The 26171-nt window shown below is 36.0% G+C and carries 26 protein-coding genes and 2 pseudogenes; 22 read left to right on the top strand and 6 right to left on the bottom strand.

The genetic code is table 11. The features are described from left to right. Window positions 1–11 precede the first annotated feature (11 nt). Entirely contained in the window at window positions 12–839 is an 828-nt protein-coding gene (locus B154_RS32905; protein ID WP_245542543.1) for a site-specific integrase, read from the top strand. A gap of 219 nt (window positions 840–1058) precedes the next feature. Here B154_RS32905 and B154_RS0102660 read toward each other — a convergent pair whose 3' ends face one another. Beyond that, complete coding sequence (locus B154_RS0102660) at window positions 1059–1499, bottom strand: hypothetical protein (protein ID WP_018611657.1); 441 nt, start codon at window positions 1497–1499, stop codon at window positions 1059–1061. A 233-nt stretch (window positions 1500–1732) separates the two neighbouring features. On the opposite strand from B154_RS0102660, the pseudogene B154_RS31230 reads away from it, so the two are divergent. From B154_RS31230 to B154_RS0102645, 4 genes and pseudogenes are all read left to right on the top strand, one after another. Then, window positions 1733–1843, top strand: a pseudogene (locus B154_RS31230) (DDE-type integrase/transposase/recombinase); the annotation flags it as partial. A gap of 433 nt (window positions 1844–2276) precedes the next feature. Continuing rightward, window positions 2277–4244, top strand: coding sequence for a PAS domain-containing sensor histidine kinase (locus B154_RS30480; RefSeq protein ID WP_018611655.1), 1968 nt, complete (start codon window positions 2277–2279; stop codon window positions 4242–4244). Window positions 4245–4468: 224 nt separating this feature from the next. Further along, window positions 4469–5137, top strand: coding sequence for a hypothetical protein (locus B154_RS0102650; RefSeq protein ID WP_018611654.1), 669 nt, complete (start codon window positions 4469–4471; stop codon window positions 5135–5137). 128 nt (window positions 5138–5265) lie between these two features. Further along, window positions 5266–5781 (top strand): DUF1648 domain-containing protein, encoded by a 516-nt coding sequence (locus B154_RS0102645; protein ID WP_018611653.1) that lies wholly within the window; start codon window positions 5266–5268, stop codon window positions 5779–5781. A gap of 379 nt (window positions 5782–6160) precedes the next feature. Here the strand turns inward: B154_RS0102645 and B154_RS0102640 are convergent, their stop codons facing one another. After that, window positions 6161–8587: a TonB-dependent receptor gene (locus tag B154_RS0102640; RefSeq protein WP_018611652.1), complete on the bottom strand. Its 2427-nt coding sequence runs from the start codon at window positions 8585–8587 to the stop codon at window positions 6161–6163. Window positions 8588–8858: 271 nt separating this feature from the next. On the opposite strand from B154_RS0102640, the gene B154_RS0102635 reads away from it, so the two are divergent. Next, the gene (locus tag B154_RS0102635; RefSeq protein ID WP_018611651.1) at window positions 8859–9086 is read left to right on the top strand and encodes a hypothetical protein; all 228 of its coding nucleotides are present in this window, start codon (window positions 8859–8861) and stop codon (window positions 9084–9086) included. Window positions 9087–9539: 453 nt separating this feature from the next. On the opposite strand, the gene B154_RS0102630 is transcribed toward B154_RS0102635, so the two are convergent. Beyond that, a complete protein-coding gene (locus B154_RS0102630; RefSeq protein WP_018611650.1) occupies window positions 9540–9935 on the bottom strand; it encodes a plasmid mobilization protein in 396 nt (131 codons plus the stop codon). Between the two features lie 1662 nt (window positions 9936–11597). Between B154_RS0102630 and B154_RS27495 the strand changes: the two genes are divergently transcribed. The 8 genes and pseudogenes from B154_RS27495 (at window position 11598) to B154_RS0102575 (ending at window position 16469) form a co-directional block, all read left to right on the top strand. Beyond that, window positions 11598–12074: a hypothetical protein gene (locus B154_RS27495; protein WP_018611648.1), complete on the top strand. Its 477-nt coding sequence runs from the start codon at window positions 11598–11600 to the stop codon at window positions 12072–12074. Between the two features lie 38 nt (window positions 12075–12112). Continuing rightward, complete coding sequence (locus B154_RS0102610) at window positions 12113–12355, top strand: hypothetical protein (RefSeq protein WP_018611646.1); 243 nt, start codon at window positions 12113–12115, stop codon at window positions 12353–12355. Then, window positions 12348–12614, top strand: a complete 267-nt coding sequence (locus tag B154_RS0102605; protein ID WP_157580404.1) for a hypothetical protein — start codon at window positions 12348–12350, stop codon at window positions 12612–12614. Before B154_RS0102610 ends, B154_RS0102605 begins: the two co-directional genes overlap by 8 nt. Before the next feature lie 111 nt (window positions 12615–12725). Beyond that, window positions 12726–13139, top strand: coding sequence for a cupin domain-containing protein (locus B154_RS29985; protein WP_157580401.1), 414 nt, complete (start codon window positions 12726–12728; stop codon window positions 13137–13139). Window positions 13140–13436: 297 nt separating this feature from the next. Next, a pseudogene (locus B154_RS31225) lies at window positions 13437–13646 on the top strand (DDE-type integrase/transposase/recombinase); the annotation flags it as partial. 253 nt (window positions 13647–13899) lie between these two features. Then, window positions 13900–14079, top strand: coding sequence for a hypothetical protein (locus B154_RS0102595; protein WP_018611643.1), 180 nt, complete (start codon window positions 13900–13902; stop codon window positions 14077–14079). A 455-nt stretch (window positions 14080–14534) separates the two neighbouring features. Beyond that, window positions 14535–15374 (top strand): hypothetical protein, encoded by an 840-nt coding sequence (locus B154_RS0102585; protein WP_157580397.1) that lies wholly within the window; start codon window positions 14535–14537, stop codon window positions 15372–15374. Window positions 15375–16292: 918 nt separating this feature from the next. Then, on the top strand, window positions 16293–16469 hold the full coding sequence (locus tag B154_RS0102575) for a hypothetical protein (protein ID WP_157580394.1): 177 nt from the start codon (window positions 16293–16295) through the stop codon (window positions 16467–16469). 327 nt (window positions 16470–16796) lie between these two features. Here B154_RS0102575 and B154_RS0102570 read toward each other — a convergent pair whose 3' ends face one another. Both B154_RS0102570 and B154_RS0102565 read right to left on the bottom strand, forming a co-directional pair. Beyond that, window positions 16797–17618, bottom strand: a complete 822-nt coding sequence (locus B154_RS0102570; RefSeq protein ID WP_018611638.1) for a polysaccharide deacetylase family protein — start codon at window positions 17616–17618, stop codon at window positions 16797–16799. A gap of 103 nt (window positions 17619–17721) precedes the next feature. Then, the gene (locus B154_RS0102565; protein WP_018611637.1) at window positions 17722–18243 is read right to left on the bottom strand and encodes a hypothetical protein; all 522 of its coding nucleotides are present in this window, start codon (window positions 18241–18243) and stop codon (window positions 17722–17724) included. 845 nt (window positions 18244–19088) lie between these two features. Here B154_RS0102565 and B154_RS0102555 point away from each other — a divergent pair. The 4 genes from B154_RS0102555 (at window position 19089) to B154_RS0102535 (ending at window position 23925) form a co-directional block, all read left to right on the top strand. Next, window positions 19089–21263 carry a catalase gene (locus B154_RS0102555; protein WP_018611635.1) on the top strand — a complete coding sequence of 725 codons (2175 nt, stop codon included), beginning with the start codon at window positions 19089–19091 and terminating at the stop codon, window positions 21261–21263. A gap of 1053 nt (window positions 21264–22316) precedes the next feature. Continuing rightward, on the top strand, window positions 22317–22523 hold the full coding sequence (locus B154_RS33265; RefSeq protein WP_245542539.1) for a DUF1905 domain-containing protein: 207 nt from the start codon (window positions 22317–22319) through the stop codon (window positions 22521–22523). Further along, on the top strand, window positions 22510–22776 hold the full coding sequence (locus tag B154_RS33260) for a YdeI/OmpD-associated family protein (RefSeq protein WP_245542538.1): 267 nt from the start codon (window positions 22510–22512) through the stop codon (window positions 22774–22776). The genes B154_RS33265 and B154_RS33260 overlap by 14 nt, the downstream gene beginning before the upstream one ends. Window positions 22777–23139: 363 nt before the next feature. Next, window positions 23140–23925 carry a CPBP family intramembrane glutamic endopeptidase gene (locus tag B154_RS0102535; protein WP_018611632.1) on the top strand — a complete coding sequence of 262 codons (786 nt, stop codon included), beginning with the start codon at window positions 23140–23142 and terminating at the stop codon, window positions 23923–23925. A gap of 144 nt (window positions 23926–24069) precedes the next feature. Here B154_RS0102535 and B154_RS32110 read toward each other — a convergent pair whose 3' ends face one another. Continuing rightward, window positions 24070–24207, bottom strand: a complete 138-nt coding sequence (locus B154_RS32110) for a hypothetical protein (RefSeq protein ID WP_018611631.1) — start codon at window positions 24205–24207, stop codon at window positions 24070–24072. 60 nt (window positions 24208–24267) lie between these two features. On the opposite strand from B154_RS32110, the gene B154_RS33255 reads away from it, so the two are divergent. The 4 genes from B154_RS33255 to B154_RS33690 form a co-directional block, all read left to right on the top strand. Then, window positions 24268–24453: a sigma 54-interacting transcriptional regulator gene (locus B154_RS33255; protein ID WP_018611628.1), complete on the top strand. Its 186-nt coding sequence runs from the start codon at window positions 24268–24270 to the stop codon at window positions 24451–24453. A 146-nt stretch (window positions 24454–24599) separates the two neighbouring features. Then, window positions 24600–25019 (top strand): PH domain-containing protein, encoded by a 420-nt coding sequence (locus B154_RS0102520; protein ID WP_018611627.1) that lies wholly within the window; start codon window positions 24600–24602, stop codon window positions 25017–25019. Window positions 25020–25474: 455 nt separating this feature from the next. Then, the gene (locus B154_RS33760) at window positions 25475–25543 is read left to right on the top strand and encodes a hypothetical protein (RefSeq protein ID WP_425423100.1); all 69 of its coding nucleotides are present in this window, start codon (window positions 25475–25477) and stop codon (window positions 25541–25543) included. Between the two features lie 242 nt (window positions 25544–25785). Then, on the top strand, window positions 25786–26171 hold a 386-nt coding region (locus B154_RS33690; protein WP_018611625.1), incomplete at its 3' end, for a DUF1835 domain-containing protein.

Here is a 26171-nt window from a genome sequence, read left to right as displayed (position 1 = left end):
CGAAATCTTTTATCAAATGGAAGTATAATCAGGAAGATATAAATATTTATGCATTGAATAGTGAGTTTGTAAATGAAATGTCTTTTTGGTATAAGACCGTTCGTCATTGCAGTCACAATACAACAATGAAATATATCAGCAATCTGAAAAAAGTTGTTATTCTTTGTATAAACAATGGTTGGCTTGTAAAAGATCCTTTTGCTTCCTTCAGTTTAAAACTGGAGGATAAGGAGCCTGTATATCTTGCAAAAGAAGAAATTCAACGTTTAATAGAAAAGGACATTAACAACATTAGGCTGCAACGGGTAAGGGATATATTTATATTTTGTTGTTTTACAGGATTAGCATTTATTGATGTAAAGCAATTAAAACGTTCGGAGGTTTGTATTGGAATTGATGGACAGTTTTGGATACTAAAAAACAGGCAAAAGTCTGCTGTTCCTTCAAGAATTCCTTTGCTTCCTATCGCTATTCAAATCCTTGAAAAATATCAGGAAGATCCGGGGTGTATTGCAAAAGACGTTTTGCTGCCTGTTCTAAGCAATCAGAAGTATAATTCTTATTTGAAAGAGCTTTCTGATATAAGCAATATTCATAAGCCTTTAACTAGTCATTCTGCAAGACATACTTTTGGCACAACAGTAACTTTGGCAAACAGGGTACCGATAGAATCGGTGAAGGAAATGATGGGGCATAAACATATAAAGCAAACTCTTCATTATGCCCGTGTGCTTCCTATTAAATTAAGCGAAGACATGCAATTACTGAAAGAAAGACTTGAGAACTCGAACTTTATTAATACAAACACAAATTTGTTAAAAACCGTATTTCAAAATTAAATAATGCAAGTAAATCATCCTTTGTGCTTACTAAGCAAGATGTTTCTGTATCAAAATAATTTGCACGTAATACGTCTATAAATAGGAAGGCTGGATAGAAATCCAGCCTCCATGACTTCGCCCTCTTGATGTTTAGATTACTCTAGAATAGCCAAAAAATGCTCACCCATTGCTCCAAAATTCAGTCCAATTGCTCGAAGGCACTTTGTGCGTTCGGCATTATAATTTGCTAAATGTTAATGTCTTATTTGCTGTCTTAATATTGAGTATGCCTCCAACTTCAAAAGTATATTGCTGAGAAGAGCGAATATGATCAACAAATAAAGTTCCCCAAGATGTTTCACCAACTTTTGTCATTGCTAAAACGGGAATTGATATTGTTTGATTTGCACCAATTGAATACTCATTTCTCCCTATCTCATTGGTCGGTGTGTTTCCAATGAAAGTTCCAGTAGTTGAGTTTGTGGGAGTAAAAGTTATGACAACATCATTTTGAATTGAGGATGGTTTAGTTGTTGTCAAACCAGATGTATTATCCTTAACAACTATCATTCTCCATTTGCCGTTTAAAGCAGAAGGGACTGGGCTTGACGAATTTGACTTTTTACAAGCAACTTGTGTCAAACCGATGATTACAGCAAAAAATAATACTCTTCTCATTTAACGCCGTTTTCATAATTGACAATTGTTAGTTTCGAAACGTTGCTTATACTGACGTACCACGATTTGAATGGGTGACGAATAGGAATTCGTTGCTCCCTGCGCAGCCATTATCAAATCCATTCCCCATTGAGTACCATCGGCTATTAATCAATAATCAGTTCTTGTTCTAGCGTGACGTAATTCTATCGAGCTTGAAGTTGCATTTAGGAAAAGAAAAAAATCAACTGGCAAGTTGGAGGATGGATGAAACTTATATAAAGGTAAAAGGACAGTGGATGTATTTATATAGAGCTGTTGATAAGGAAGGAAATACCGTGGATTTTCTATTAACTAGGAGGAGAAGTAACTAGAAGCGGATAAAGGATGATTAAAAAGCAACAAGTTACCTTTACTAGGTGTACTTATTTAAAAACATTTTATTGTGTGGCGGTATAATTATCCTGAAAAATGATAATACATACTTTTATGTCGACAAACGCGACAAAGCCTTGACGCGATATAATCAACAAGACTTGCGAGGTCCAGATTAATCGCCGCTCAGTGTTGAGTATTTTGCCACCTCTTGTACATCTTAAGCATGCCCACGATCTCTCATCGCTTTCTTTTTAAGCGCTTTTTTTATTGTGACTACCCAAGATTGAAGTCAGGTGAATAGATTTAAAAATAATATGAAAAAAAATGTAAAATATTTGCTTGCGATAATGTATTTGTATAATAAGTTTGTTGACCTTTATTGATAGTTGTTTCTAACCTGTTTATAAACATGAGCTTCCAATGAAAAATCCAATTTCTGGGCTATATAAATATCAGCATTTGCCGTTGTTGGCAAAGTTTATTTTGGATAGCCATATTTATGACTTTGCAGTCGAGCAATTACATTATGCAAGGCAATATAACGCACCACTATTAAAGTTTTTAAACCATCTCCCAGATGAACACTTATTGGAACTTTCAAGTACTTCACTTAAAGAATTATTCACCTGTCTCATTAACAATAAGGGAGGTGACTACATTGCTAGCGCAACTAAAAAATGGTTGACCAATCAGTTAGAAATGGTAGGTAAACATGATATTTCCGCCGAAGACATAACATTGGTATTTCATATAAGGGGTAAGTCCCTAATAAATTATGCTTTTAAGTTTTACGATCATGAGATACAAATACAAGAGTTGCTTGCGGAGATTAATGATTTCTTGTTAGCCTCTACTACAAAGTCACTCGACACCTATATAGACATTCTTAAAGAGCAAATACACGAAGAAGAAGAGTTTAGGTCGAAACTATCTGATGCCCTTCCGGGCTTCATTTATTGTTATGACGTCAAATATAAAGTGCAAACTTTTACCAACGATAAGTTAAAGGATATCTTGGGCTTCACAAGTGTTGAAATGAAAAGTAGGAGTGATAACTTTTATCAACCTATCACTCATCCAGAAGACTGGGAAAAAACTTTTGATTGCCGCCAGAAATATTCGGAAGGGGATGGCGAAATATGTGCTTTTGAATGCAGGGTAAAAGACACCTATGGTATTTATAAATGGTTGCGTTATTACGAGACAATTTTAAGAATGGACCCAAACGATGGCGTACGAGAAATAATAGGCGTTGCGTTTGATATATCTGTCGAAAAAGAAATTGCAGAGGCACTCGCAATGAGAAAAGAAGAACTTCTTGAGGCACAAAGCATAGCCCACATAGGTAGTTTCGAATGGCATATTTCCGGTCAAAATTCTACTACCAATACTCCAGAAATTTACAAGATCTTCGAAATGGAAAAGATGGAGAAGTTTGAAGAGTTTGTGAATCACGTTCATCATGATGATATTGAAAAAGTGCAAGATGCAATAAACTTATCTTTTAAAACAGGACATTACGACTGTGTTTATAGGTATTGGAGAAATGGAAAGAAAAAAATAATATGGTCAAAAGGTGTAGTTACTATTGATGAAGGCAAGCCGGTAAAAATGGTAGGTACGGTGCAGGATGTTACAACGATAAAAAGGATTGAGGAAGAATTAAAACAAAAAACGATTGAACTTGAAAAATCAAACGAAAGCCTTCAACAATTTGCAGCCGTTGCAAGTCATGATTTAAAAGAACCTTTGAGGAAAATATCTGTTTACGGCTCTAAGGTATTAGCAGCCGAAAAAGATAAACTAACGGAACTGTCGCAAACGGCGTTAAGTAAAATTTTTGACAGCACAGGTAGAATGCAACGTATGATTGATGACATTCTACAGTTTTCTTTTTTAGATGGGAATCAACTGAAACAACAAACAAACTTAGAGGAATTGTTGTCAGAAGTCAAGGAGTTATTATCAGAAACAATACTAAATAAGAAAGCAGAAATTGTAACAGATGGATTACCGGATGCACTTGTAATAGCTCCTCAAATACGTCAGCTGTTTCAAAACTTAATTGCTAACGCATTAAAGTTCTCCAAAGTAGACGATGTGCCAAGAATTACAATCACCCATACTTATTATATTGATAGCCCCGCTGCATCAGTGGTTACCACGAGATTAGAAATCTGTATAGCCGATAACGGAATTGGATTTGATGACAGGGATAGTGAGAAAATATTCGGCTTGTTTTATAGATTACATAATAAAGCTCAATTTGAAGGTACAGGCTTAGGGTTATCTATCTGTAAAAAAATAGTTGATCAGCATTCAGGAACAATTGAAGCGAAATCTAAAATCGGTGAAGGTTCAAAGTTTATCATACAATTGCCTCAGTAAAAAACTTAATATATTAAAGAGGCTGTATCACTTTTGCCTGCTCTTTTTATTAATGGAAACCCGCTGGAGATTATGATAGTGTTCGAAAGAAGCTAAAATATCCTTTGTCAGCACTTTCGAATAAAACGTATTAAAAGTATATTGCATTACGCTCTGGCAATTTAAAAAGCCAGAACAAGTGTATTGGAGAAATTGAGGCAATAAGGGCATTGGGCGTAAATTTTATGAAGCCTATCATTATCATAGTAATTCTTTTTACATTTTTTTCTTGCTCTAAGCAAGACTTAAATAAACGACCCTATTTTAGTTTTGATAACACGGCTAAGCAGTGGTTCTCAGGATTAAAAGTAAATGACACTTTGAGGTTTTTAAGTAATTTTGGAAATACGCGTATTTATCATGTTTCTAATATTGAAACCACAAAGCAGCATGCACAAGATTGTGATTGGACAACAGGAAATTGCACTATATACTTTGACTATGATAAAAGAGTAATTTACTTTGAACGGGTGGACAGTTTTTCTAGCCCGACAAAGATCACTATGTATGTGTATCCTTCTGACAGCGTTGATTATAAAAACTTAACCCCAAACATTACTGCTAAAGTCAGAATATACGGGGACTTTGACGATTACAATGGACAGCCACTATCAAACGGAGATAGAAGATTACTTACATTTCCAAATGTTTATCAGCCTGTACCATTTCAAACTTTTGTGGGTGCAACAAAAACTTATAACGAAGTTCTTAAGTTCAACTCAAACAATCCAAATACCTATCACGACATTGGTTGGGACAGGTATTATAACGTGGACAAAGTATGGTATGACAGAAAGTTTGGTTTTGTCTATTTCAAAGACATTTTAGGGCAGGCTTGGGTGCGACAGAACTAAAGCTATTGCCAATATCCGGTTTTGCGTGATGACGGCTTAACGAGCAATACTTATTCAGTGTTTTTCAATTAAGATTTGTGCTATATTTAGCAGACAAACAGAAATGCCTCCATACAAAGCAAACCATTATGGAAATTGAAGCAAGACCAAAAGTTAAACTTAATCTCTCCCCAGTTGACAAATCGTTAGAGATGACGAGTAAAATATTCTTAGTTGTTATTTGGGGTTTGACACTTTATACTTTTTTAAAATTGCCAACAATAATTCCAACCCATTTTAATGCTTCCGGACAGGTGGATAGTTACGGTAACAAAAAGACGTTGATAATTTTACCGTTACTTGCGACAATTATTTATTTTGTCTTGACGCAAATCAATAAGCATCCCAGAGGCTTCACTTATTTGATAAAGATTACGGAGGACAATGCTGAAAAACAATATGCTATTGCGACAAGAATGTATAGATTTTTGAAATTGGCAACTTTGGTGATTTTTTCTTTGATTATACTTTTCACATATTTGACAACAATTGGAGTGACAAATGGATTAGGATTTTGGTTTTTACCACTTACTGAAGTACTTTTATTAATTCCGACGGCAATAGGAATAATGAAATCACTTGAGAAAAAGAACAAGGTGGCCTGACATTCACAATAAAAAGATACCCTTTAGCTGCCACTAATTAATGGTTATGGCAATCATATTAAGTTGTCAGGAAGTGGATTACCTGGTTTTATGATAGATCAGGGATCGCATCAATAGGATTTTGTTGTATAGATACGATGCCCAGTACGAATAGACCGGGCTGCAAGCATTAGCAAGACCCGCCTGTTTTTAAGGGCAATTTCAATTAGCTTCGTACACCTATCTTTTTTTTCTTGAGCTTGTTTTGGAACTAAAAAGGTTTTATCATCAGCAAAAGGCCTATAAATAGATGGAACAGAGATGTCATTTAAGCGCGCGTAAACAGTTAATTGTTCACCATCATGAAGCCAGTAATTAAGGGTGACCGCTAAATTAGAGTTTATTTCCCACCTTTTATTCGATTTGCTTCTGTCTCCAGTCCCGTTTTCCGCTGCCTCGCACTGCTGATTTGGTTACTTCCGAAGCGATAAGTAAAGTTGACACGGAAGGTTTGACTTTCCCATCTGCCTGAAAGTCTCGCATATAAACCTGCCATATCGGTGGTGCCTGACCAACGTGAAGTATGAAATATATCTGTTGTACTTATTTTAATACTTGCCTTTTTTTGCATAAACATCTTTTGAAATCCAATATCGGCAGCTCCCATAGCTTTTGACTTAATAGTACCATCAAGTCCGGGACCATTGAACCATCCGTTGATTTCAGCAGTATAATCGTGCCCTAAAGTGAAGGCGCTTTGAAGATATCCACCATACCCAAATATACTTAGGTCAATGTTTTGGTTGGTAAACTGTCCTTTGAACTTTTGATAGTTGGCATAGAAATTAGCGTAACCTGACCACCATTTGGCAAGTGGAAGTGCAGAGCCGACACTGAAAGAATAAATTTGTTGTGTGGCAAGATTACGTTGTTGCACAAAAGTTGCATTTTTATTAGTTGTATCTATGAATTGGGCGCGGTAATCCTTTATATGGCTATACCCTACAGTAGTGGTGATAGTCCCCATAAATGTATGAGAAAGCTCTACATTATCTGTGTATTGTGGTTTTAAAAAAGCATTGCCTTTTTCATATGTTAATTCATCGAGCTTATTCTCAAACGGATTGAGATCTTGGTAAGAAGGACGGTCTATACGTCGGCTGTAAGTAAGGTTGAGCGTATTTTTCTGGTTAAGATTATAGGTAAATGCTGCGCTTGGGAAAAGGTCAAGATAGTGTCGTTTTATATTGTTATCAGCTTGTTGTATTCCGTCATCACGAGTTAGGTCTCCCTCACTATTTGTTTGCTCAACCCGGAAACCCGTTTGCATAGTCACTTTTTTGCCAAGGGGACGGTTATAATTCACATAAGCCGCATTTACATCTTCTATGTATTTAAATCGATTACTTCGTTGCATGTTTTTTACAGGTACTCCATTTTCATCGGTAAAGAATTCGAAGGCATTTTGGGTTTTTACATATGAGGTTTTGGCACCAAATCCTAATTTCCCTTTCCATTGATTTTTTTCTACGTCTACTTTGGCAGCATAAATGTCAATGTCGATAGGCGTATTGTTTCGGTTAATTATACTGTAAAGAGGGTTGTCGTTTGCATCAGAATAATAATTGGGCTGGTAGCTGCGGCCCTTGCTTCGAAACACCCCGTAATCGCCGTCGAAGTTAATTTCAGTATTACTGGTATCCGCATACCGGTAGTTAATATTACCATTGAAATTCGTGCGTTTGCCAGGGACAGAATTGGTAGCATTAAGCGTTTTTACATGGTTGCCGGAGGGTTTGTATGATATCATCGTACGACTATCGTTAGTCCAGTCCCCATCGGCAAAGTTGCCGTTTAACATGAAGCCTATGGTATTCTTGGGATTGATAAAATAATCAGTACCAACTTTTACATTATAGCTTTTATTTCGGTTAATCATTTGACTTCTTTGGTCAAATATGGTATCGTTTTGAATACGATATATATCGATTGTGTTATGATAATTACCCAAATCCATTCCTGCATTACCAAATACATTAATAAGTTTATCCCGATAGTTTAGATTTAAGCTTCCATTACCTTTTGGTGTTTCACCTTGTACGAAGCCTGCATTTACAGATCCATTGGTCCCGTATTTTTTATTCTTCTTTAAACGAATGTTTACAATACCCGCATTACCGCTGGCATCGTATTTTGCGCTTGGATTACTTATCATTTCGATTGCTTCAATATCATTACTGTTTATGCTCCTTAAATAAGCAGCAAGGCTCTTGGTATCCAATTGAGTCATTTTGCCATCTATGTATACTTTAACACCAGTTTTTCCTTTCATACTTATGTTGTCATTATTATCAACCCGCATACCAGGGCTTTTTTGCAGCAGCTCAAGTGCGTTGCTTCCCTGGGCGTTTATGCTGCCTTCAACGTTGAAAACCGTTTTGTCTGCCTTGATTTCGATTAAAGGTCTATGCGCTGTAACGCTTACATCTTCTAGTTTTTTTGAGGAAGGCTTCAAAGTTGTCACTTCATTGAAATTTTTATTAAGGCTGAAAAGATGGCTGTATTTGTTTGAATAGCCCACGATAGTATACAAAAGCACATAGGTCTGTTGAGCTGGAATCTGCATCTCAAACTTTCCTGCCGTATTACTGATTTCTGATTTTACAAGAGTGCTATCCTTTGCCTTTAGCACTGAAATAGTAACATGAGCCAAAGCATTGCCATTATTATCTTTAACAGTTCCGGAAACAGTGTAAGAGCCTTGAGCAAATGCTGTCAATGAAATAAAGCTTAAAAAAAGAGAAAGAAATATGTAGAGGGCTTTCATGCAAAATTATTTGTTATGTAACGCAAAGTAGAAGGTTCTGTTACAAAAAGTCTTTTAATAAAGGACGAGACGTCTTTTTTGATGATGAAAGGCATAAGTTGACCATCATAGTATAAGGAGGATATGATGTATGGAGCCCTCGCAGAAAGGAATTACATAATGACTGAATTACAAATTATGTGGAGGGATATATAATTTTGTAATTCGTGCTCTGATGTCCAGATCGTAATATATAAATGATACTTGAATAACATAATTGTAAGTAATTAGTATGAAGGAAGTCCGCATACAACTCGTTCGTTCTAATAATAGCGACCAGGCTCTAAAAACAGGATTTCAGAAAGCAAGGTTTTTTCAAAAAAAAATACTACCGCATGCTATTAAAAACATAGAAGTGCAGGAAGTGGAGATTTTTTTTGAAAAACCGGTGGCAAGCCGTAGGAGCGAAGGCGCAGACCTTGCTTTCGGAAATGCTGGTAGGAACTTTGCGAAGGATTGATATGGATGAGTTTATAATTCTCTTAATACCGTTTCGAAAATATTAAGGAAATCAAAGAGAAGGTTTCAGTTTAAGAGTTGTTTATCTATCAGGTGATTGCAATTCCTTCTGTGTAAAAAAATATATGTTTAAACTTTGACATGGCTTTTAAAAGAAGTCTTATATTTCCGGTTCGAAACTAACCATATAACGATAGATGCTGTTAAGCTGGAATGAGATCAAAAGCGGAGCCTTAGAATTTACACAAGAATGGAAAGACTAAGTAAGCGAAGATGCAGAAGGTAAATCCTTCTGGGATGATTTTTTCAACGTCTTCGGCACGAACGGTAGAAAAGTAGCACAGTTTGAACAACCTGCACAACGCAAAAAGTTCCTCCATAATTACATTCCACCATTCCATTCTGCACTTTCTGTTCATTATAATTATGAACCTTAATGAGACTTGAAGGTTTTTTATTTTTGCAACCATTGTTCATACAGTTGGATAGTTCTTGATTTGATTTCTTCAATTTTCCTGAAAAGGGATTGTTTGCTGACTTCATTCAGGACTATCCACGCTTTCATATCGTCAAACTGATGTAAAGTGTGCAAACGTGTTACGGCCTGGTTAAAGTTGTTTCCGATCGCATTCAGTTCATTTTTCAGCTTAACCATCTCTGCCAAAAAATCATCTGCCGATTGATTTCTATAGGTAAAAACCATGGGTTTTCCGAGAGTTACTTTGCGAATGTACTCACTCAATTTTCGGCAGGTGCTTGTTCTAAACTTCTTTTGCAATTGAGCATATTCCTCTGGTTTAAATCGAATTGTTACAATTCTGCTGTCAGAAGCTGTTTGCTGATTTTTCATTTTCTCGCTCTCTTTATCTTTTGAAAATAGTTAGCTGTCTTTGTCTTTTCCCCGCCCGAGTTCCGAGGCAAAAGGGGCAAATCTTCCAATTGTATGACAATTGAACATCTTGCCAGTTGCAGACATCGCAACTTGATTCCCTAAAATACAGGGATTAACTGCCTGTTTAAATTCGGTGTTTAAATTTTTATCGGTCTTTGCACTGATTAAAGTCGTCAGATTTTTGAAAAGAGTTTTAAGGCAAGTTTTAAATCTCTTTCCGTCACTAGCAATCATATTTGGTATCAAGTTCAATGGAAGAATTATATGATAGGGAATTTTTTAAATGAGTTTAAAACACAATTTCACTCTCACGAGTTTTCGTTATATGACATCTTGTCTGGTTTTAAAAAAACCATTGTGGTTTCTCGTAGAGTTATATTAGATCGAAGTAAACCTTACTTGCGGAAACTGCTTATCGTATGTTTAATACAATGATCAACTCTGACTTTCATACTACTCAATTTACTTTTTCCATTTGAATTTATTAAATTGGTAAAGATAGCGGGTCGCTGAGGTTAAGACAAGATGTTTAATTATTGAACAAGTGATAAAATTCTCCTTTTTGAGAGTGATAATATTCTAACACTTATTAACCTTAAAGTTAATTCCCATTGACAATATCGGCGGGGTTTATAGTACTCTACTTAAAATGAATTTTTGACGGCTTCCTTAATACTTACGTATCTGTTTAATCAACTTGTTTCACCGTCGTTAATGTTCTAGTGATTATTCTTGCAAACTGTGCGCAGATAAAGATTCATTATAGTTTAAAATATTTATAATTAAAAGCTCCAGACGCTTACACGTCCATTTGACGCCGTCTGAAAAGCTGGTGCAATACCATAGCCATACCAATTACAAAATACCATAATTTTGCGGATAAGAAAGCTGTCGGTTAACCTACTTAATAATACTTTTATATTCGGCAAAGCAAATGATGTCAACAGTATAAAATATCTTATTCTTCCCATGGTATTGTCTCTGAATGTAATTGTAGTGGACAGTCTTTATTAAATGTAGTAATGTTTTTCTATCTGCCTGTACAGTACACCAACATTTATGCATGGTAAATACTCGAGTTGGCTACTTTGCGGCTACAATTTTTACCAATAGACCTTGGATTAAACCAAGAGTTTTGTCTTCTAACGCTATAAAATACTCTTTTTTCTAATTAAAAAAAGGTATCATTTGATCGTTTTTTTTTAAATGTTATATACTAATTTTAGTGTGATAATGAGGATGCGAGAATAATTCAAAAACCACCGAGTTATGGGAGCAATACTAAGGCTGGTTAACTTGATTCATCCGGTTCTAATAATGTTATATCCCCGGACAAATCTTATTAAAGCAAAACAGATGTGTCGAAGTATGAATTGCTTTTAAAAGCAGGCCAGATATTAGGTAATTATCCTTTATTAAAAAAGGGCTATTGAGGGCTTTCTATTTTAAAAAAGAAATGGACGTGACAGTGTGGTTTATGAAAGAGGGCGTTATCTGTTTCCAGTTTTTTACCCGGAGCGTCGAACAATCCAGGTTTATCTTAACCAGCCTCAGTAAAGAAATGAATTCGTCTTTTTCTAAAATAGCCTTAAAATAATTTTTGGACTTTATATAGATGTAATGCCAAGGATAAGAACGATAAAGCCTTCCTTTTGGAAAGATCAGAAACTTGGCAGAATGAAACGTGATGTAAGATTAATGTTCATTGGTCTGTGGAATTTGGCAGACGATGAAGGTGTTGTCTGTGCCGATTCCTGTATAATAAAATCTGAACTGTTTCCTTTCGATGAAGACCTACGGGTTAAAACTATTAATGAATGGATTGCCCAGCTAACGGAAGCCCTTATGATAATACCTTTCACTTTCAATGGTGAAAGCTATTACGTCATTCGCACTTTCAAAGCCCATCAGTCCATCAATAGGCCTCTGGAGTCTAAAATTCCATCGGAAATCATTCAGAACGTACTCACTGAACATTCACTGAATACTCACGGAGTAATCACTGCTGGAAAGGAAAGGAATGGAAAGGAGAGTAATAGGAAGGGAAAGGAAGGCGATGAGCTTTTTTTTAAAAATCCTTTTTCAGAAAATTTTTAAAAGAATGGGATTTATGGAAAAAATTTAAAAAAGACGAATTGAATTTTTCTTACAAAACCGTTTTAAGCGAACAGGCTGCCATTAACGAACTGGTCAATTTAAGTAAAGGAGATGAGGCCGCGGCGAAAAAAATTATTCATCAATCAATTGCCAATGGATGGAAGGGATTTTTTGAATTAAAAATTGAAAGCCATGGAAATTCAAAAGGCTACCGAAACCCAGTTGGGGAAGACGAATCCGTACAGGCAGCATTCGCAAAAATTGATAGAATGTGTGATTAAGATGGACGTGCCGGAAGTTAAAGCAGAGGCAAAAATGGATTTTGTGAGCCTCGTTAGTGACTTAATGCCCGGGGGTAATCCAACTTATCTTGAAGTGATTAAATATCCTATGATTAAAAGTTTGCTGGCTGAACTTGGTAAAAAAACAATGCTTAAGGTGCTTTTTCTTTTGGTGAAAGATTTCTGTAGCAGCGTTAATGTTGTAAGGAATATGAACCAGGATCAGGCTAACGGAATTCTTATCAGCTTTTGTACTTAACTTCATCTTTAATTTAATAATCATGGGTAGTTGGCCGCCGGGATGTTCAGTGATATCCTGCCATCGACAATACCTAACATTAGGCGCAAGTTATAAAGCACTTAAACAATAGTGATAAACCCTCGATTAGCTACATGTATGACAAATATTAAAGAAATTATCACGATAGGACAACTAGAAATAAAGTTTCTTCTCGAAGCTTCAGATACCAATGGAACATTGACAATGTTTGAGTTTTTAGTACCTGTTGGTGCTAAAGTCCCTATGGCCCACTATCACGAATGTTTTGATGAAACTGTTTATGGACTTGAAGGTATTATGACCTTTACTGTTGATGGAAAAACGGTTGAATTAGAAAAAGGACAATCTTTATTTATTCCAAAAGGTGTCGTACACGGATTTAATAACTTAGGCCAGCAAAATTCTAAAGCTTTAGCAGTATCAACGCCTGGGTTAATAGGGTCAGAGTATTTTAAGGAACTCGCTGATATTGTAAATGTAGGCGGACTCCCGATATTGAAATGATAAAAATTGTCTTTAAGAAGCACGGACTTGTACCGGTTATGAAACTGTAGTAAGAAAGTAAAGACCAACCTGCCACTAACAATGCATCCTATGTACCTTTATAGGAGTTGAACGAGCTAATATAGTAGTAGGTATTTCTCCTTTATTGATTTATTACGCTTAGTCCTTGTGTAAGGAGTGGCGTAAAACAGGTGCTACAGTCTTTGCAGAAGAAAACACTTCGCTTTTTGATTATTGTACGATAACAAATTTTGTTTAGTAGACAGAACTTATAATAACAGGTCCTTAAAGAAGACAAGGATAAGACAGTGTAAGTATTTAAATAATAGGGTAGAAGGGGATCATAGATTTATAAAGTGGAGAATTCAGAATATGCTTGGTTTTAAGAGTTTTGAATCAACATCAAGGACGTTGGTAGGAATAGAAATAGTAAGGATGATTAAAAAGGAACAAGTTACTTTTCCTAGGTGTACTTATTTCAAAACATTTTGTTCTATGGCGGCATAAATTATCAGGGAATATGATAATACATACTTTTATTTTGACAGACGCGACAAAACCGGAAATCTCCCGTTTAGTAAAATGAGTTGAATTTATCGATGCTGTTTAGTTTTTTCTACAAGCAATTAGAGGAATAATTGTGTTAAGAGCAGCGTGGCATCGATGCAGCTACTACCTTTATTCTTAAACACAGATCAATAAAAGAATTTAAGGCTTAGTCGCAGCATAAAAAGTTGACAAATATCAAAAGATGTAATTCTTGCCTAAAATTTATATTTACTTTCTCTTTGCTGATGTAATAGAAACTATACCTTTAAAGAAAGGACAAGTGATGAAAGATTTGATAAGAAAAGGTATTTACTTTATAACAGCATGTGCTACCTCTCAGAGTGGTCAGCTTGCCCCGACACATCTGGTCAATTTCCAGGAAAATCCCTAGTCAGCTTGCACGGAATGTGGGGTAACTTCAGCGGGATCTCCAGTTGGGTTTCTGATTCACTTTTTTGATAGGGATGTCATTCGAAATAAATGCTCAGGTTGTAACTGGGCTTTATGAGTATCCATACCGATACAAGATGCTTTGGCCTTGGGAAATTTGTTTTAATTTTATTCATACTGTTCAGGTTTCTATAGTGAAATTAAAAGTTAGTGTAGCTGCTCTAAAACTCGCTACTTTTTTAACCGCCTCAACAGTTCTTAAAGATTATATGAATTCTTTGCAATATGTCGGCGAACGGAACGCAGCTTAAGATTCCTTGTCAATGAAGCTGTATATCTTAATCAAGGTGAAGGTAACTCTATTGCTTGCGGATCGTAAACACTTTTGGGTTAGGCACTATGCAAAAGGAATCTTGCTACATATGTTGGCTCAAAATTAATAAAAAGCTCTATGCTATGAAAAATCTTTACAAACTATTATTAATTAATTTCATGACAATATATTCATTTACTGCTTGTACTAAAGAAGGCGAGAAAATTAGTCAAACTTGTTATTTGACGAAAGTTGTGACTCATCTGGAAAATAGAGATGCAAGGCCATATGCTATTGGTGATAATTCCACTGAATACTTATATGATAACAATGGTAAATTAATTCAGATTAACAGTTACAGTGATACTATAGGAACTTTGTCATTTTTTACAAAATTTATATACAATAATGATTATGTAATTAAAATTACGCCCTGGGAAGGCGCTGATACTGCAATTGTTATATACAATTCCGATAATTTAGTAACTAGATTAAACAATTATCACAAATATTATCACAATTCCGGTGTTGACTATTATCTGGATAACTATATTGTATATACTTATGATATAAATAAAAAGTACTTAATTGCTGATACTACCTATGCACGAGATTTGGATTATAGGGGTATATCATATCGAAGATATGAATATGATAATAATGGCAACTGTTTCAAACGAACTTATTTTGATAGAAATTATGATTTCAATACATTATCAGATTTTAAATGTTATTCTATATCAGAATCTGAGTTCAGCAGTGTTTTATCCCCTTATTTGAATGTGTCAAAGAATGTTCCGACTCCTCAAATGAAATTTTGTCCAAGTAAAGAAGTATTGAAAAATGGTCTAGGTGAGATTGTAAATAATGAAGATGTAATAAACTACACATATGTGCCAAATGAATTTAATTATCCAACTAAATCCATTGAGACATTTGGAAACAAAACAATAACGTCAAAATATTTTTACATGTGTCAGTAATCGGCGTATTGAAATTATCGAAAGTTGATGAATGAGATGAGAAAAGGCCTGTTTGAAATGTGAGCTATGTAAACAATCTATCCCAAATCCCCTTTGTCTCCTAAGATCTTTTGAAGTATGTGGAGAGGTATTATCCATAAGAGGAGTAGCAGTGGAGTGCGCCATGAACTTTCTGCTGCATGAATAACAGCAGAGAGGTGCTCCTTAGAACCGGCTTGCAGGAGTAGGTTTCAAACCAGTGCGTGCGGCTTTAGTTAAGAGCATTGGTCGTGAGCGACGCCTGAAAAGTTAGTTCAAACTCGCAGGTGACTATGCAAAAGGTGACCGCAAGGGAACCATCGATGAGGTATCGAGATACTCCTGACGATGTCAAAAACGAATTACTCGACTAAAATATAATTTATTTAATTACAGCGACTATTTCTAAATATCACTTTTTGATTGTGGCAAAATTCTGATGTTCCAATTATATTTTTCTACGGATTGTTGTTTTATGTGGACTATTACCACTACTGTAGGTATAGCGATATAAAGAACACTGTACACAATGTCTAGTCCTAAAATAGCTTTAGAGCAACCTAAATTAGGATGACAGAAAAACGAAAGCCGAAAAAGGGGTCCTGTCCCCTTAGCATGCACCCCTATATTCGTAGGAGCAAGGAAGAAATGGAACTAATTGTTGAAGAGATCCTCTGGCTCACTAAAGATCTTGTCAGCCTGCAAAAAATATGGGCTAAACAGGAATACCCTAAAGTTTTGGATCACTCGCCTTAGTGTTGGAGATTTGACTGATAAAATGAATAAGTCGATGTCATCGAGCATTTTGGGCGATAAAAAAGAGCGGAGTATAAACAGCAAATCAGTCAGTTAGAAAAATCTTTGGAATATGCGAGACTAAAAATCCTTGGATTAGAAACAATGATTAAGGTGACTGAGGAAGACCTGCAAAAAAAAATCATAAAAAAGCCTGGTAGCCAAACGGTCAAAAGAATAAAGCAAGCTTATCCTATGCTAAAGGCGCACGTAATTAAAATGGGCGGTGACCAGCTTTTCGACCTTCTCAGTTTTCACGGTCTACTAATTACGCGCAGATAGCGTGGCATAGTCACCACTGACTCATTTCAATGGTTAAAGAAATATCCAAATTTTAATTGAGCATTGATCTGTACGCTTTGGAACTGGTTTCGGTAGCTGACATTACTTATGTTAAGACGGGAGAAGGTTACAGCTATTTGTCATTGATAACAGACGTTTACTCCCGGAAGATCCTCGTATACTCCTTATATCCAAGCCTAGAAAGCGCCGGTTGTATACCATGACCTGCTGCGGTGTTTGATAATAATAGGAGATTTCGCAAATATTGACCACCCAATTTCGCTAAGAACATTATCTTCCTAATAAAGAATTGACTAAGCAAAATAATTAGTTAGGGTAATCTGATAACCATGAGAGCCGGTATTCTTTTCTATTCTTCAGCTTTTCAATCAACCGCCTTAATTGAAGAGCATTATAGCTATTTTTAAATATACGATCATGAGCAAGTAAAACTAAGTTACCTGCCTTTCGGGTTTTATTGTTTTCAAATAAGCTATCTAATTTTTTAACAAGAGTGTCGGCGGTTGTAGAAACATACGAGCTTTTAGGATTTAAAGTCCATTCGAAATCCCACCCAATTAAAATAAAACCGGCTTTTTGAAGTGAATCGGCTGCCACCATACTATTTTGAATATCGGTTTTTCTAACAGTACCAGTACGCCAGATATTCCGGCCAGGCGTCCTTGCAATATTATTAGTGAAACCAAGGCTATCTTTCGTCCTTTTAAAATCTGTGATAACAGAATCGGGGCATAGGTAAAACTTATTGAAGTTATTGTGCCATGCATGAGTATATCCATGGTTGCACAGTTCTATATATGGGTCCGCCTTTAGTGCTGCCCATGTTTGTCTTTGCTTTCTGCTACTAAATACATGTTTTCCAATTATAAAAAATGTAACCAAAGTCTTTTCGTATTCAACAGTTTGGCGTACATTATTTGTTCCTATACCCGGCCCGTCATCAAATGTAAGGAATAGCGTTTTCTTAACTTCGTTCGGAGAAAATTTAGAATCTTTAATTGTGCTGTCTTTATTATTCTTTTTATCAGTACCAGAGGGGCTATTACAAGACATTAAAATAGCACCTGAAAATAATATAAGCAGGGGAAATGTTAGAACCACTTGCCAGATCGTGATTACCGCCTTCATAAATTTCCGTAGGGATAGAGAACGGATTTCATTGTTATCACAGCTGCAAAGTTTACAAAACGTATTAACCGATAAATCATTTTTCTCTATTTTCTATCCAGAATTAATCAGCCATAGGAGATGACTCCCAAAATACGGAATAGAAATTTAAATTGCAACCCAGCGAAGAAATTGTAGTACATGCCAATATTTTTTGGTTGTGTCCACCTCTTTCTAAAGCATAGGCTACAAAATAATGACCGTTTGTGATCGTCTTTCCATCATTTGCCTGTTTAAACATATATTTAAGTGTATGAATGTAAGCGGCACCAGCCAGCCTTGCTTTTTCCTGTTCCTGCTCCATTTCCTCGCTTAAAGGTTTATTTTTTGAGATGTCTCCTATGATCGAAATCGGAATGATGGCTGAAGTAAGGGCTGTAAAGCGATCGCCATTGTAAGGATCATGCCGATGGAATGTGCGCGCGACAATACTTATGTTTATTGTGTAATTTCCACTTCCTGACAACTTAATATTATTACCATAACCATTTATTAGTGGCAGCCATGCGAAGGGTATTGTTTTATTGTCAGTAACGCATCCGTTTATATTAACTATAGAAGCTTGTATATTAAGAGAAGGAATCACTCTGCCATCAGCTCCATCTAAAACAAAAAGTGAAAGGTGAGCATCACCGGTTGAGTTTTGCCACGAAACGGAATGATTGCTGTAGTCTTACCATCCTTCAGGCGCTGTTACAGCATATACAATTTTATATTCTCCTGCACGCATTTGTCCACTTACCCCAGTTTGTTGCAATATCCAATCCATGCATTTATTTAAAGCATCTCCTTCAGCACGTGCATCAGCAAGTTGTGGTTTTGTCGCCGTCTCGGCTTTTTTGCAGTTATAGGTAGTTGAGGTTTGGTTGTTTCATAGATATGTATTTGTGAAAGCAATGGGTTGAAGATGAAGCAAAAGAGAATAAAAAATAACAACTTAGTATCACTGGTATTGATAAATGGAAATTGGCGATTTTGCATAGCGGATAATTACGAGCAGTATGTCAAAACTGAAATAAAATTTTGCCATTGAAACAATATTCGGCGGGTTGCTTGTATCTATTTAATAATACATACTACTATCCACTATTACAATTAAACAAGCAGGAAATGTAATCTGTATAAGCTTTTAGAGTGTAGTTAAGCATTGTTATCCGAATGGTTTCCTTTCGAATGTTACTTACTTGTATTTTTTGTGATTACATACGTAAATAAATGCACGTTAGATTCTGAAAGCATTAATGCGTAAATTTCGAATATAAAGAAAAACCTTTTCACTGACCCTTTTGTTATTAAAGATGTGCATAGCTGGTGTGAAAGATACAGTATGATGACAAACAAAAATACTGTTACTTCAAACTTACTTCTTATTTTAAAATGTTTTTTTATCAGAAACAATGTCTAATTATTAATTAAAAACCATCAAAAATTATGAAAGAAAAAGCAGTTGCAGCCGGACCAGACGCAAACAAAAAAGACGAAGACCTTCAAAAAAATACCGAGATATCTGAGGGGCAATTTTTAACCAGTAATCAAGGCGTTCGTATCAACGATGACCAAAACTCATTAAAGGCCGGCCCACGAGGGGCTACTTTGCTCGAAGATTTTTTGTTTCGTGAAAAAATGACTCATTTTGATCATGAACGTATTCCTGAAAGAATTGTTCATGCCCGTGGGTCTGCGGCCCATGGCGTTTTTAGAGTTTATGAGTCAATGAGCAAATATACAAAAGCAGGTTTCTTAAATGACCCCTCTGTTGAAACTCCAGTGTTTGTGCGCTTTTCAACGGTCGCCGGTTCCAGGGGGTCTACTGACTTGGCTCGAGATGTAAGAGGATTTGCGGTTAAGTTTTATACAGAGGAAGGCAACTTTGACCTTGTTGGGAATAACATTCCCGTATTTTTCATACAGGATGCTATTAAGTTTCCTGACTTTGTTCATGCAGTTAAACCAGAACCTCATAATGAAGTCCCGCAAGCTGCTTCGGCACACGATACTTTCTGGGATTTTGTTTCACTTAATACCGAAGCTACACATATGGTAATGTGGGCAATGAGCGACCGTGCACTTCCAAGAAGTTTACGGATGATGGAAGGTTTTGGCGTACATACCTTCCGTTTTGTTAATGCCGAAGGTACTGCCTCTTTTGTAAAGTTTCATTGGAAGCCACTACTCGGCGTTCACGCTGTTGGGTGGGATGAGGCGCAGAATATTTCAGGCAAAGACTCTGACTTCCACCGTAAGGATTTGTATGAAGCAATCGAAAACGGCGATTACCCTGAATGGGAGTTTGGTGTTCAAATTGTTCCGGAAGAAGATGAGCACAAATTTGAATTCGACTTGCTTGATCCTACCAAAATAATCCCGGAAGAATTGGTGCCTGTAATGCGAATTGGCAAGATGACACTCAATCGCAATCCTGATAATTTCTTTGCGGAAACAGAACAAGTGGCTTTTCATATAGGGCATGTTGTTCCTGGAATTGATTTTACGAATGATCCCCTTCTTCAAGGCCGATTGTTCTCTTATACCGACACACAGTTGTCTCGACTTGGAGGACCTAATTTTCATGAGATACCTATCAATCGCTCAATTGCTCCTGTTCATAACAACCAACGGGATGGTATTCATCGAATGACCATTAACAAAGGCAAAAGCAGTTATCATCCGAATTCAGTAGGTGGCGGCTGTCCTTTCCAGGCAGGAAAAATGGACGGTGGCTTTAGTTCTTATGCTGAAAAAATAGATTCACGAAAAGTAAGGGAACGCAGTGCCAGTTTTTTCGACCATTTCAGCCAGGCTACTCTTTTCTTTAATAGTCAATCAGAGGCTGAGCAAATGCACATTGTAGATGCATTACGATTTGAACTGGGCAAAGTAGAAACAGTGGAGATCCGGTTGAGAATGTTGATGGTGCTTAAACAGGTTGATGTAGGACTTGCTTCAAAAGTGGCTTATGGACTAGGATTAACTGTTCCGGAAACACCTGAAATTATTAATCATGCTATTCCTGCAGACGCAGAACCTAAGGCATACCAGCCGGTAAAGGTAGAAAGTTCACTGAAAAAGTCTGCAGCGCTTAGCATGAGCAATGCTCCAAAAGATTCTATCCGTACCCGCAAGATTGCTTTCCTTGTTGCCGATGGCGTAGATGAGGCGTCTTTAACCACCGTTAAACAAGCTCTTTTAGCCGAAGGTGCAATGGTGGAAGTTATAGCCCCAAGAGGAGTATTGGTTAGTGCAAATAAAAAAGATATCAAGGTAGACAAAACTCTGCTTACCACTGCATCCGTTTTATATGATGCAGTGTTTGTACCCGGTGGTGCTACGAGTGTTGCTGCTCTCTTAGAAGAAGGAGATGCAGTTCATTTTTTAAATGAAGCGTATAAACATTGTAAAGCAATTTCAGCATTTAATGACGCAAGGAAATTGCTGGAAGAAACATACTTCGCAAAGAAATTACCAGAGCACAACGAGGACAAAGTTGCAATGAAGGAAGGTGTTGTTATAGGATCTAATGCAGATGAACTTGCTAAACATTTTATTAAAGCTGTTGCTCAACATCGTTTTTGGGAACGCGAGAAAAAAGGTAAGGTGCCGGCTTAAGTTAATTTTATTGGTTGAACGTAAAATAGCCCCCAAGCGGGGCTATTCTTATATTTATGACTAAGACCTTGGCTCAGTAAAGTTTGCATTATAATAAGCAACATGAATGCTGTTCTTAATAAAATTAGCAAGTAAAAATCTCAATGTCAATTCAATTTCCGAAAAATTGAAGATAGATCTTAGGTAATTCAATTAGGAGTAGCTAGTTCAGCTGCATCCTGTATTCCAATACCAAAACAAATAAAAAAAGTTAGTAATTGCTACAAAAATTTCAAATTGTATGACGATTAGTTATGATGAAAATAAAAGAGACATACTCACCTCAATTGAATATTATTTTACTTCTTTTATGAGCGCGAGTCAAGACTTATACTTATAAATAAATGAAGTATTTTGCTTCGTAAGACTTATAAATATACAATAGGATTTAGCTTTTGTAAAAAAACCCAACTAAAATTTAAATAATAGGGGGCGATAACATCTGCGTTCGGTTTTTCCCCCAAACTTCACAGCAAAAAAGCCCCCTTTTGTAGATATCAAATTGCTTATGAGTGCTGCATCATTCTAATTTTTTTTGCAAGTGTTGTAGACAGTTTTCATTTTAAATTAAAAATTAGAAAAAAAGAGTTCGCGAATCTATTGAGCAAAAAGCAAAAGTTGTTGCCGAAGGTGGCAAACAGAAATTGACCATAACAAGAGAGTTTGATTTGTCGGTCGAATTGCTTTTTAAAGCATATTCAAAAGCTAAACTTGTTGAACAATTAATGGGAACTAAAGTACTAAACCGAAAAGGAAGAGAAACAATAGGTTGACGAGTTATTAATGATCATTTTTACCTCAACATAGCTGAAGAATAAGTGCTGAAAAGAAGGATATCATGTAACTTATTAATAAATTTGAGCTGAACTGAACTCGGATTTTCGCTTTCTGCAGAATTACCTGTTCCGTTGATTGTAAATCACTTCATAAAAGAAACGGTAGAAACAAATAATTATAATAAAATATTAATAATTATAATATAACATTAATAATTATAATAAAACATTAATAATTATGCCTGAACCCAAAAAAATAAGTTTTGATACTTCAATACTTCAACTTGGAAATAATACAGGAATTTGTGTTCCTAATGAAGTTGTGGAGGGGCTTGGAGCGGGGAAAAAGCCTCCTGTAAATGTTACGATAAATGATTATTCTTACAGAAATACTATAGCTGTAATGGGCGGTATATTTATGATCGGTGTAAGTGCACATACGTAGCAAGACCGGGATAAAAGGGGGTGATAAAGTAAAGGTAACCTTAGAACTTGACACAAAACCTCGGGAGGTAGAATTTCCGGCAGACTTTCAAAGGCTGCTTGATGATAACCTCAAAGCCAAACAAGTCTTTGACACACTTTCCTATAGCAACAAACAACGATATCTTTTGGCGATAGGTCAAGCTAAAACAGAAGAAACGAGGCAAAGAAGAATGGAAAAGGCCATCAACGGTCTGAGCCAAGGCGAAAAATAATGTAATGGAAGATTGATAGTCAGTAGAGCGACTAACCTACTCGAGCTTCTTTTATATCTGGGGCTAGATGTTCAACGAATAACTCCACAGTAGTAAGCCATATTTGTAGAATAATACTGAAGTCGTTTTTCGACTTTTGGAAGAAAATGGTGAAATCAAAATTGACTTCACTCATATTGGCCCAGTGCCGGAAATTGAACGTTATGATGTTTGCGAAAAGGGTGGATGGGTCATATCGATATATTAGTGAAACTCATTAATGAGGGAAACGGATTACCTGTATAAAGACCAACAGAAGGGTCGATGCTGGTAATTTGATTTTATCCTGACCTTACGAAAAGGCTATTTGACAAAACTACCATCATGCAGGCAAATGTGAAACTATCAACACAACTCTTTATTTATTTCCTTTTGGCGTTCTTAATTGCTTGGGGAACATGGTTTCCTTCATTTTTGCATCCAAAATCTCTTCGTTTGCTTTCCTTTGTTGGGCTTTTTGCACCAGCTATTTCTGCTATAATTGTTTCGTTTTATTATGATAAGGCCAAAGGAATTAGAGAGCTGTTTGGCAGGTTTACACGATTTCGTTTTGGGTTATTGTGGTATATAATTGCAATTTTATTGATGCCATTTCTTTTTACCCTATCTTTTTTGCTAGATGGTTTTTTGATCCAAACCTCTTTTAATAATATTCTCCTTCCGACGTCTCCTTATTTCGCTCTTGCTGCATTTATATGGTTGACGTTTATTAATTCCGGGGAGGAAATTGGATGGAAGGGTTTTGCTTTACCCAGATTACAAACATTGTTTAAAACTCCTCTTGCTGCTACACTTGTACTGGGGATTTTATGGAGTACATGGCATTTGCCAATTTACCTTACACCAGGCCAGTCATCTTTCCCGGTAGTACTATTCTTTCTATTTACAGTTGGACTCTCATTTATTTACACTGTTGTTTTTAATAAAACAACAGGCAGTTTGTTTTCAGCAATACTGCTTCATGCAGCTACCGATGTCGTTCCCCGAGTGCTTAATATTACACTTTTTAAACTAACTACCTGGCTTATCCTTGGAATACTAACCTGGGTTCGTGCAACAGTATTTATTTTCACTATGAAACGTAGTCGGCGCTCTTTCCCGGTTTCGTAATGTGCGGTCGATAACAGGCGAAATGTTTTAAAATACTTTAATAGTACAGACAGCAAAGCGTTTTGTATAACGTGTTTCTATTGGACAATAGACGGGATTATGTTCTGACGAGCTTTTTAGAATCATAAAAAACAATAAAATTGGTTAGGCGAGCGAAAAGACCGGCAAAGTCATACTCAAAACTTCAATTGACTGTGCTTTTCCTTTTGTACTTCCAGCCAGCGGTGTTTTTTCTTTATTTCCGAATAAAATCCACTCCATTACCGTCAGGTAATTTTCCATCGTAAGAAATATTTTTGAAACCATCATCGGAAATTCAAAGCAGATAAAAGCGCAATCGAATTGGCAAAGAATGTAGTCACCACCGATGCCACAGTGTTATTGTTAGGAGAAACAGGAACAGGCAAAGAAGTATTCGCCCAAGCTGTTGACAAGACAACCAATAGCAGGATTTATTCACTAAAAGAGACAACTTTTTTCCGGACGGGTCAGATTGCTGTAATCTTCAATTTCGGCTTGACATCATAATTTTAGCTTTAGTTCTTAACTTCAATTTCTAAAACATATTCGGCTTCAGTTGTCGGCGGAAGTTTTTCAAATATCCTAACAACGCGGAGCCCTGTTCGTTAGTGGCAAGTTTAAAAAATCATCGCTTTTAATAGTTATAGACATATATGGCGATATACAAATCTAAAATCGGACTTGAATTTGTAGTTCCATTGACCGTAATTATTGCCGGGACAGGAATTATAGTGGCATATGAAAAAATTTGGATTGCATTAGCATTAGTTCTTCTCCTCGTTACTTTCATAGTTTATATGTTTCTAACAACCTATTACGAAGTTGGTAATAACACTTTGAAAATAAAATGCGGGTTTTTCGTTGACAAAACAATAAATCTCGACACAATCAGACAAATCAATGAAACAAATAATCCTGTAAGTTCTCCTGCAACTTCACTTGACAGGCTTGAAATTACTTATAACAAGTACGACGTAGTTATTATTTCACCTAAAGATAAATGTGCATTTATCAATCACCTGATACAAGTTAACCATCTCATTAAGGTGACTTTAAAGGAAAAATCAAAGTAGACCATAGCACTGTTTAAAACCTTTTGATGGGAACGAAAAAAGACCAGAATCTCGCAAAGACAAAAACCTCCCGCTAACAAGGGTATCCTATGTACCTTTTATAGTAGTTGAACGAGTTATATAATAGTAGGTTTTTAAAAAAAATCTTTTGAAAGAGAAAGACTTATTGTAGTAACAACCTTTCTCGTCGCAAGAGTTTTCCTTATTTCAAATTTAGATATTTTTTTAAAATCAACATATCCAGCATCCTATGAGTAGTTAGATAATCTTAGTTTTTAAGCTAAAATAAACGGTACAATTCTCCTTTATTTTTATTGATTTTTTGCGCTTAGTCCTTTTGAAGGGAGTGGCGTAAAACAGGTGCTACAGTCTTGCTGCAAAGAACAATTATCTTACAATAAATATAAAATGGCCTAGAAAGGGCAGGCATAAAAAAGGATGTAAGCTTTCAAGCGGTGAGGCATAGCTTTGCAACTCATCTGCTTGAAAAGGGAATTGATGTAATGTATATAAAAGATATTTAAAGCATTCTAATATTAAAACGACCAGCGATATTTACATGTAAGAAAGGAGCAATTTTACAATAGTCAGTGTTTTGGATGACCTGTGGAAGAAAGGAGGAATAGAATGGTAATAAATCAATTGCCACAATAACTATTGAAAAAAGCCAAAGCAGTAGTAATGACTATCAAAGAGATAGAAAATTGCTTAATTTTAAAAGCCAGCACTATTTAAGGGTTAGCGGTCATGCAAAAACGTGCTAATCATGATTTACAATATTTTAAACGGAGATTCACTTGCGCATAGTTTTCCAGACGCTAAAATTGAAGGAGATATAATAGTTGTTAGAGAAGCACTTATGGATGGCGACTTATCAGGCGACAATTTGAATGATTTTTGGCGATCAAGAGCCAAATACTATGGATCGACAGAAGCTGAATACCATAGCAGCGTTGCAAAAGAACTTGAAAAGATAATTAATGCGCCTGACAATACCGAATTCAATCTTTGGTTTGAGTATGACTTGTTCTGCCAGGTTAATNTGTGGTTNGTTATTTCAATCATCAATAGTTTGTCAATAAAGAAAAAAGTTTATGCTGTTTATACTTCTTATTTGGGCAGAAATGATAAACAGTTTTGGAATGGATTTGG

The sequence above is a fragment of the Segetibacter koreensis DSM 18137 genome, from assembly GCF_000374045.1.
In the GTDB taxonomy this organism is placed as follows: Bacteria; Bacteroidota; Bacteroidia; order Chitinophagales; family Chitinophagaceae; genus Segetibacter; species Segetibacter koreensis.
This window is presented reverse-complemented; position numbering and strand designations above follow the sequence as displayed.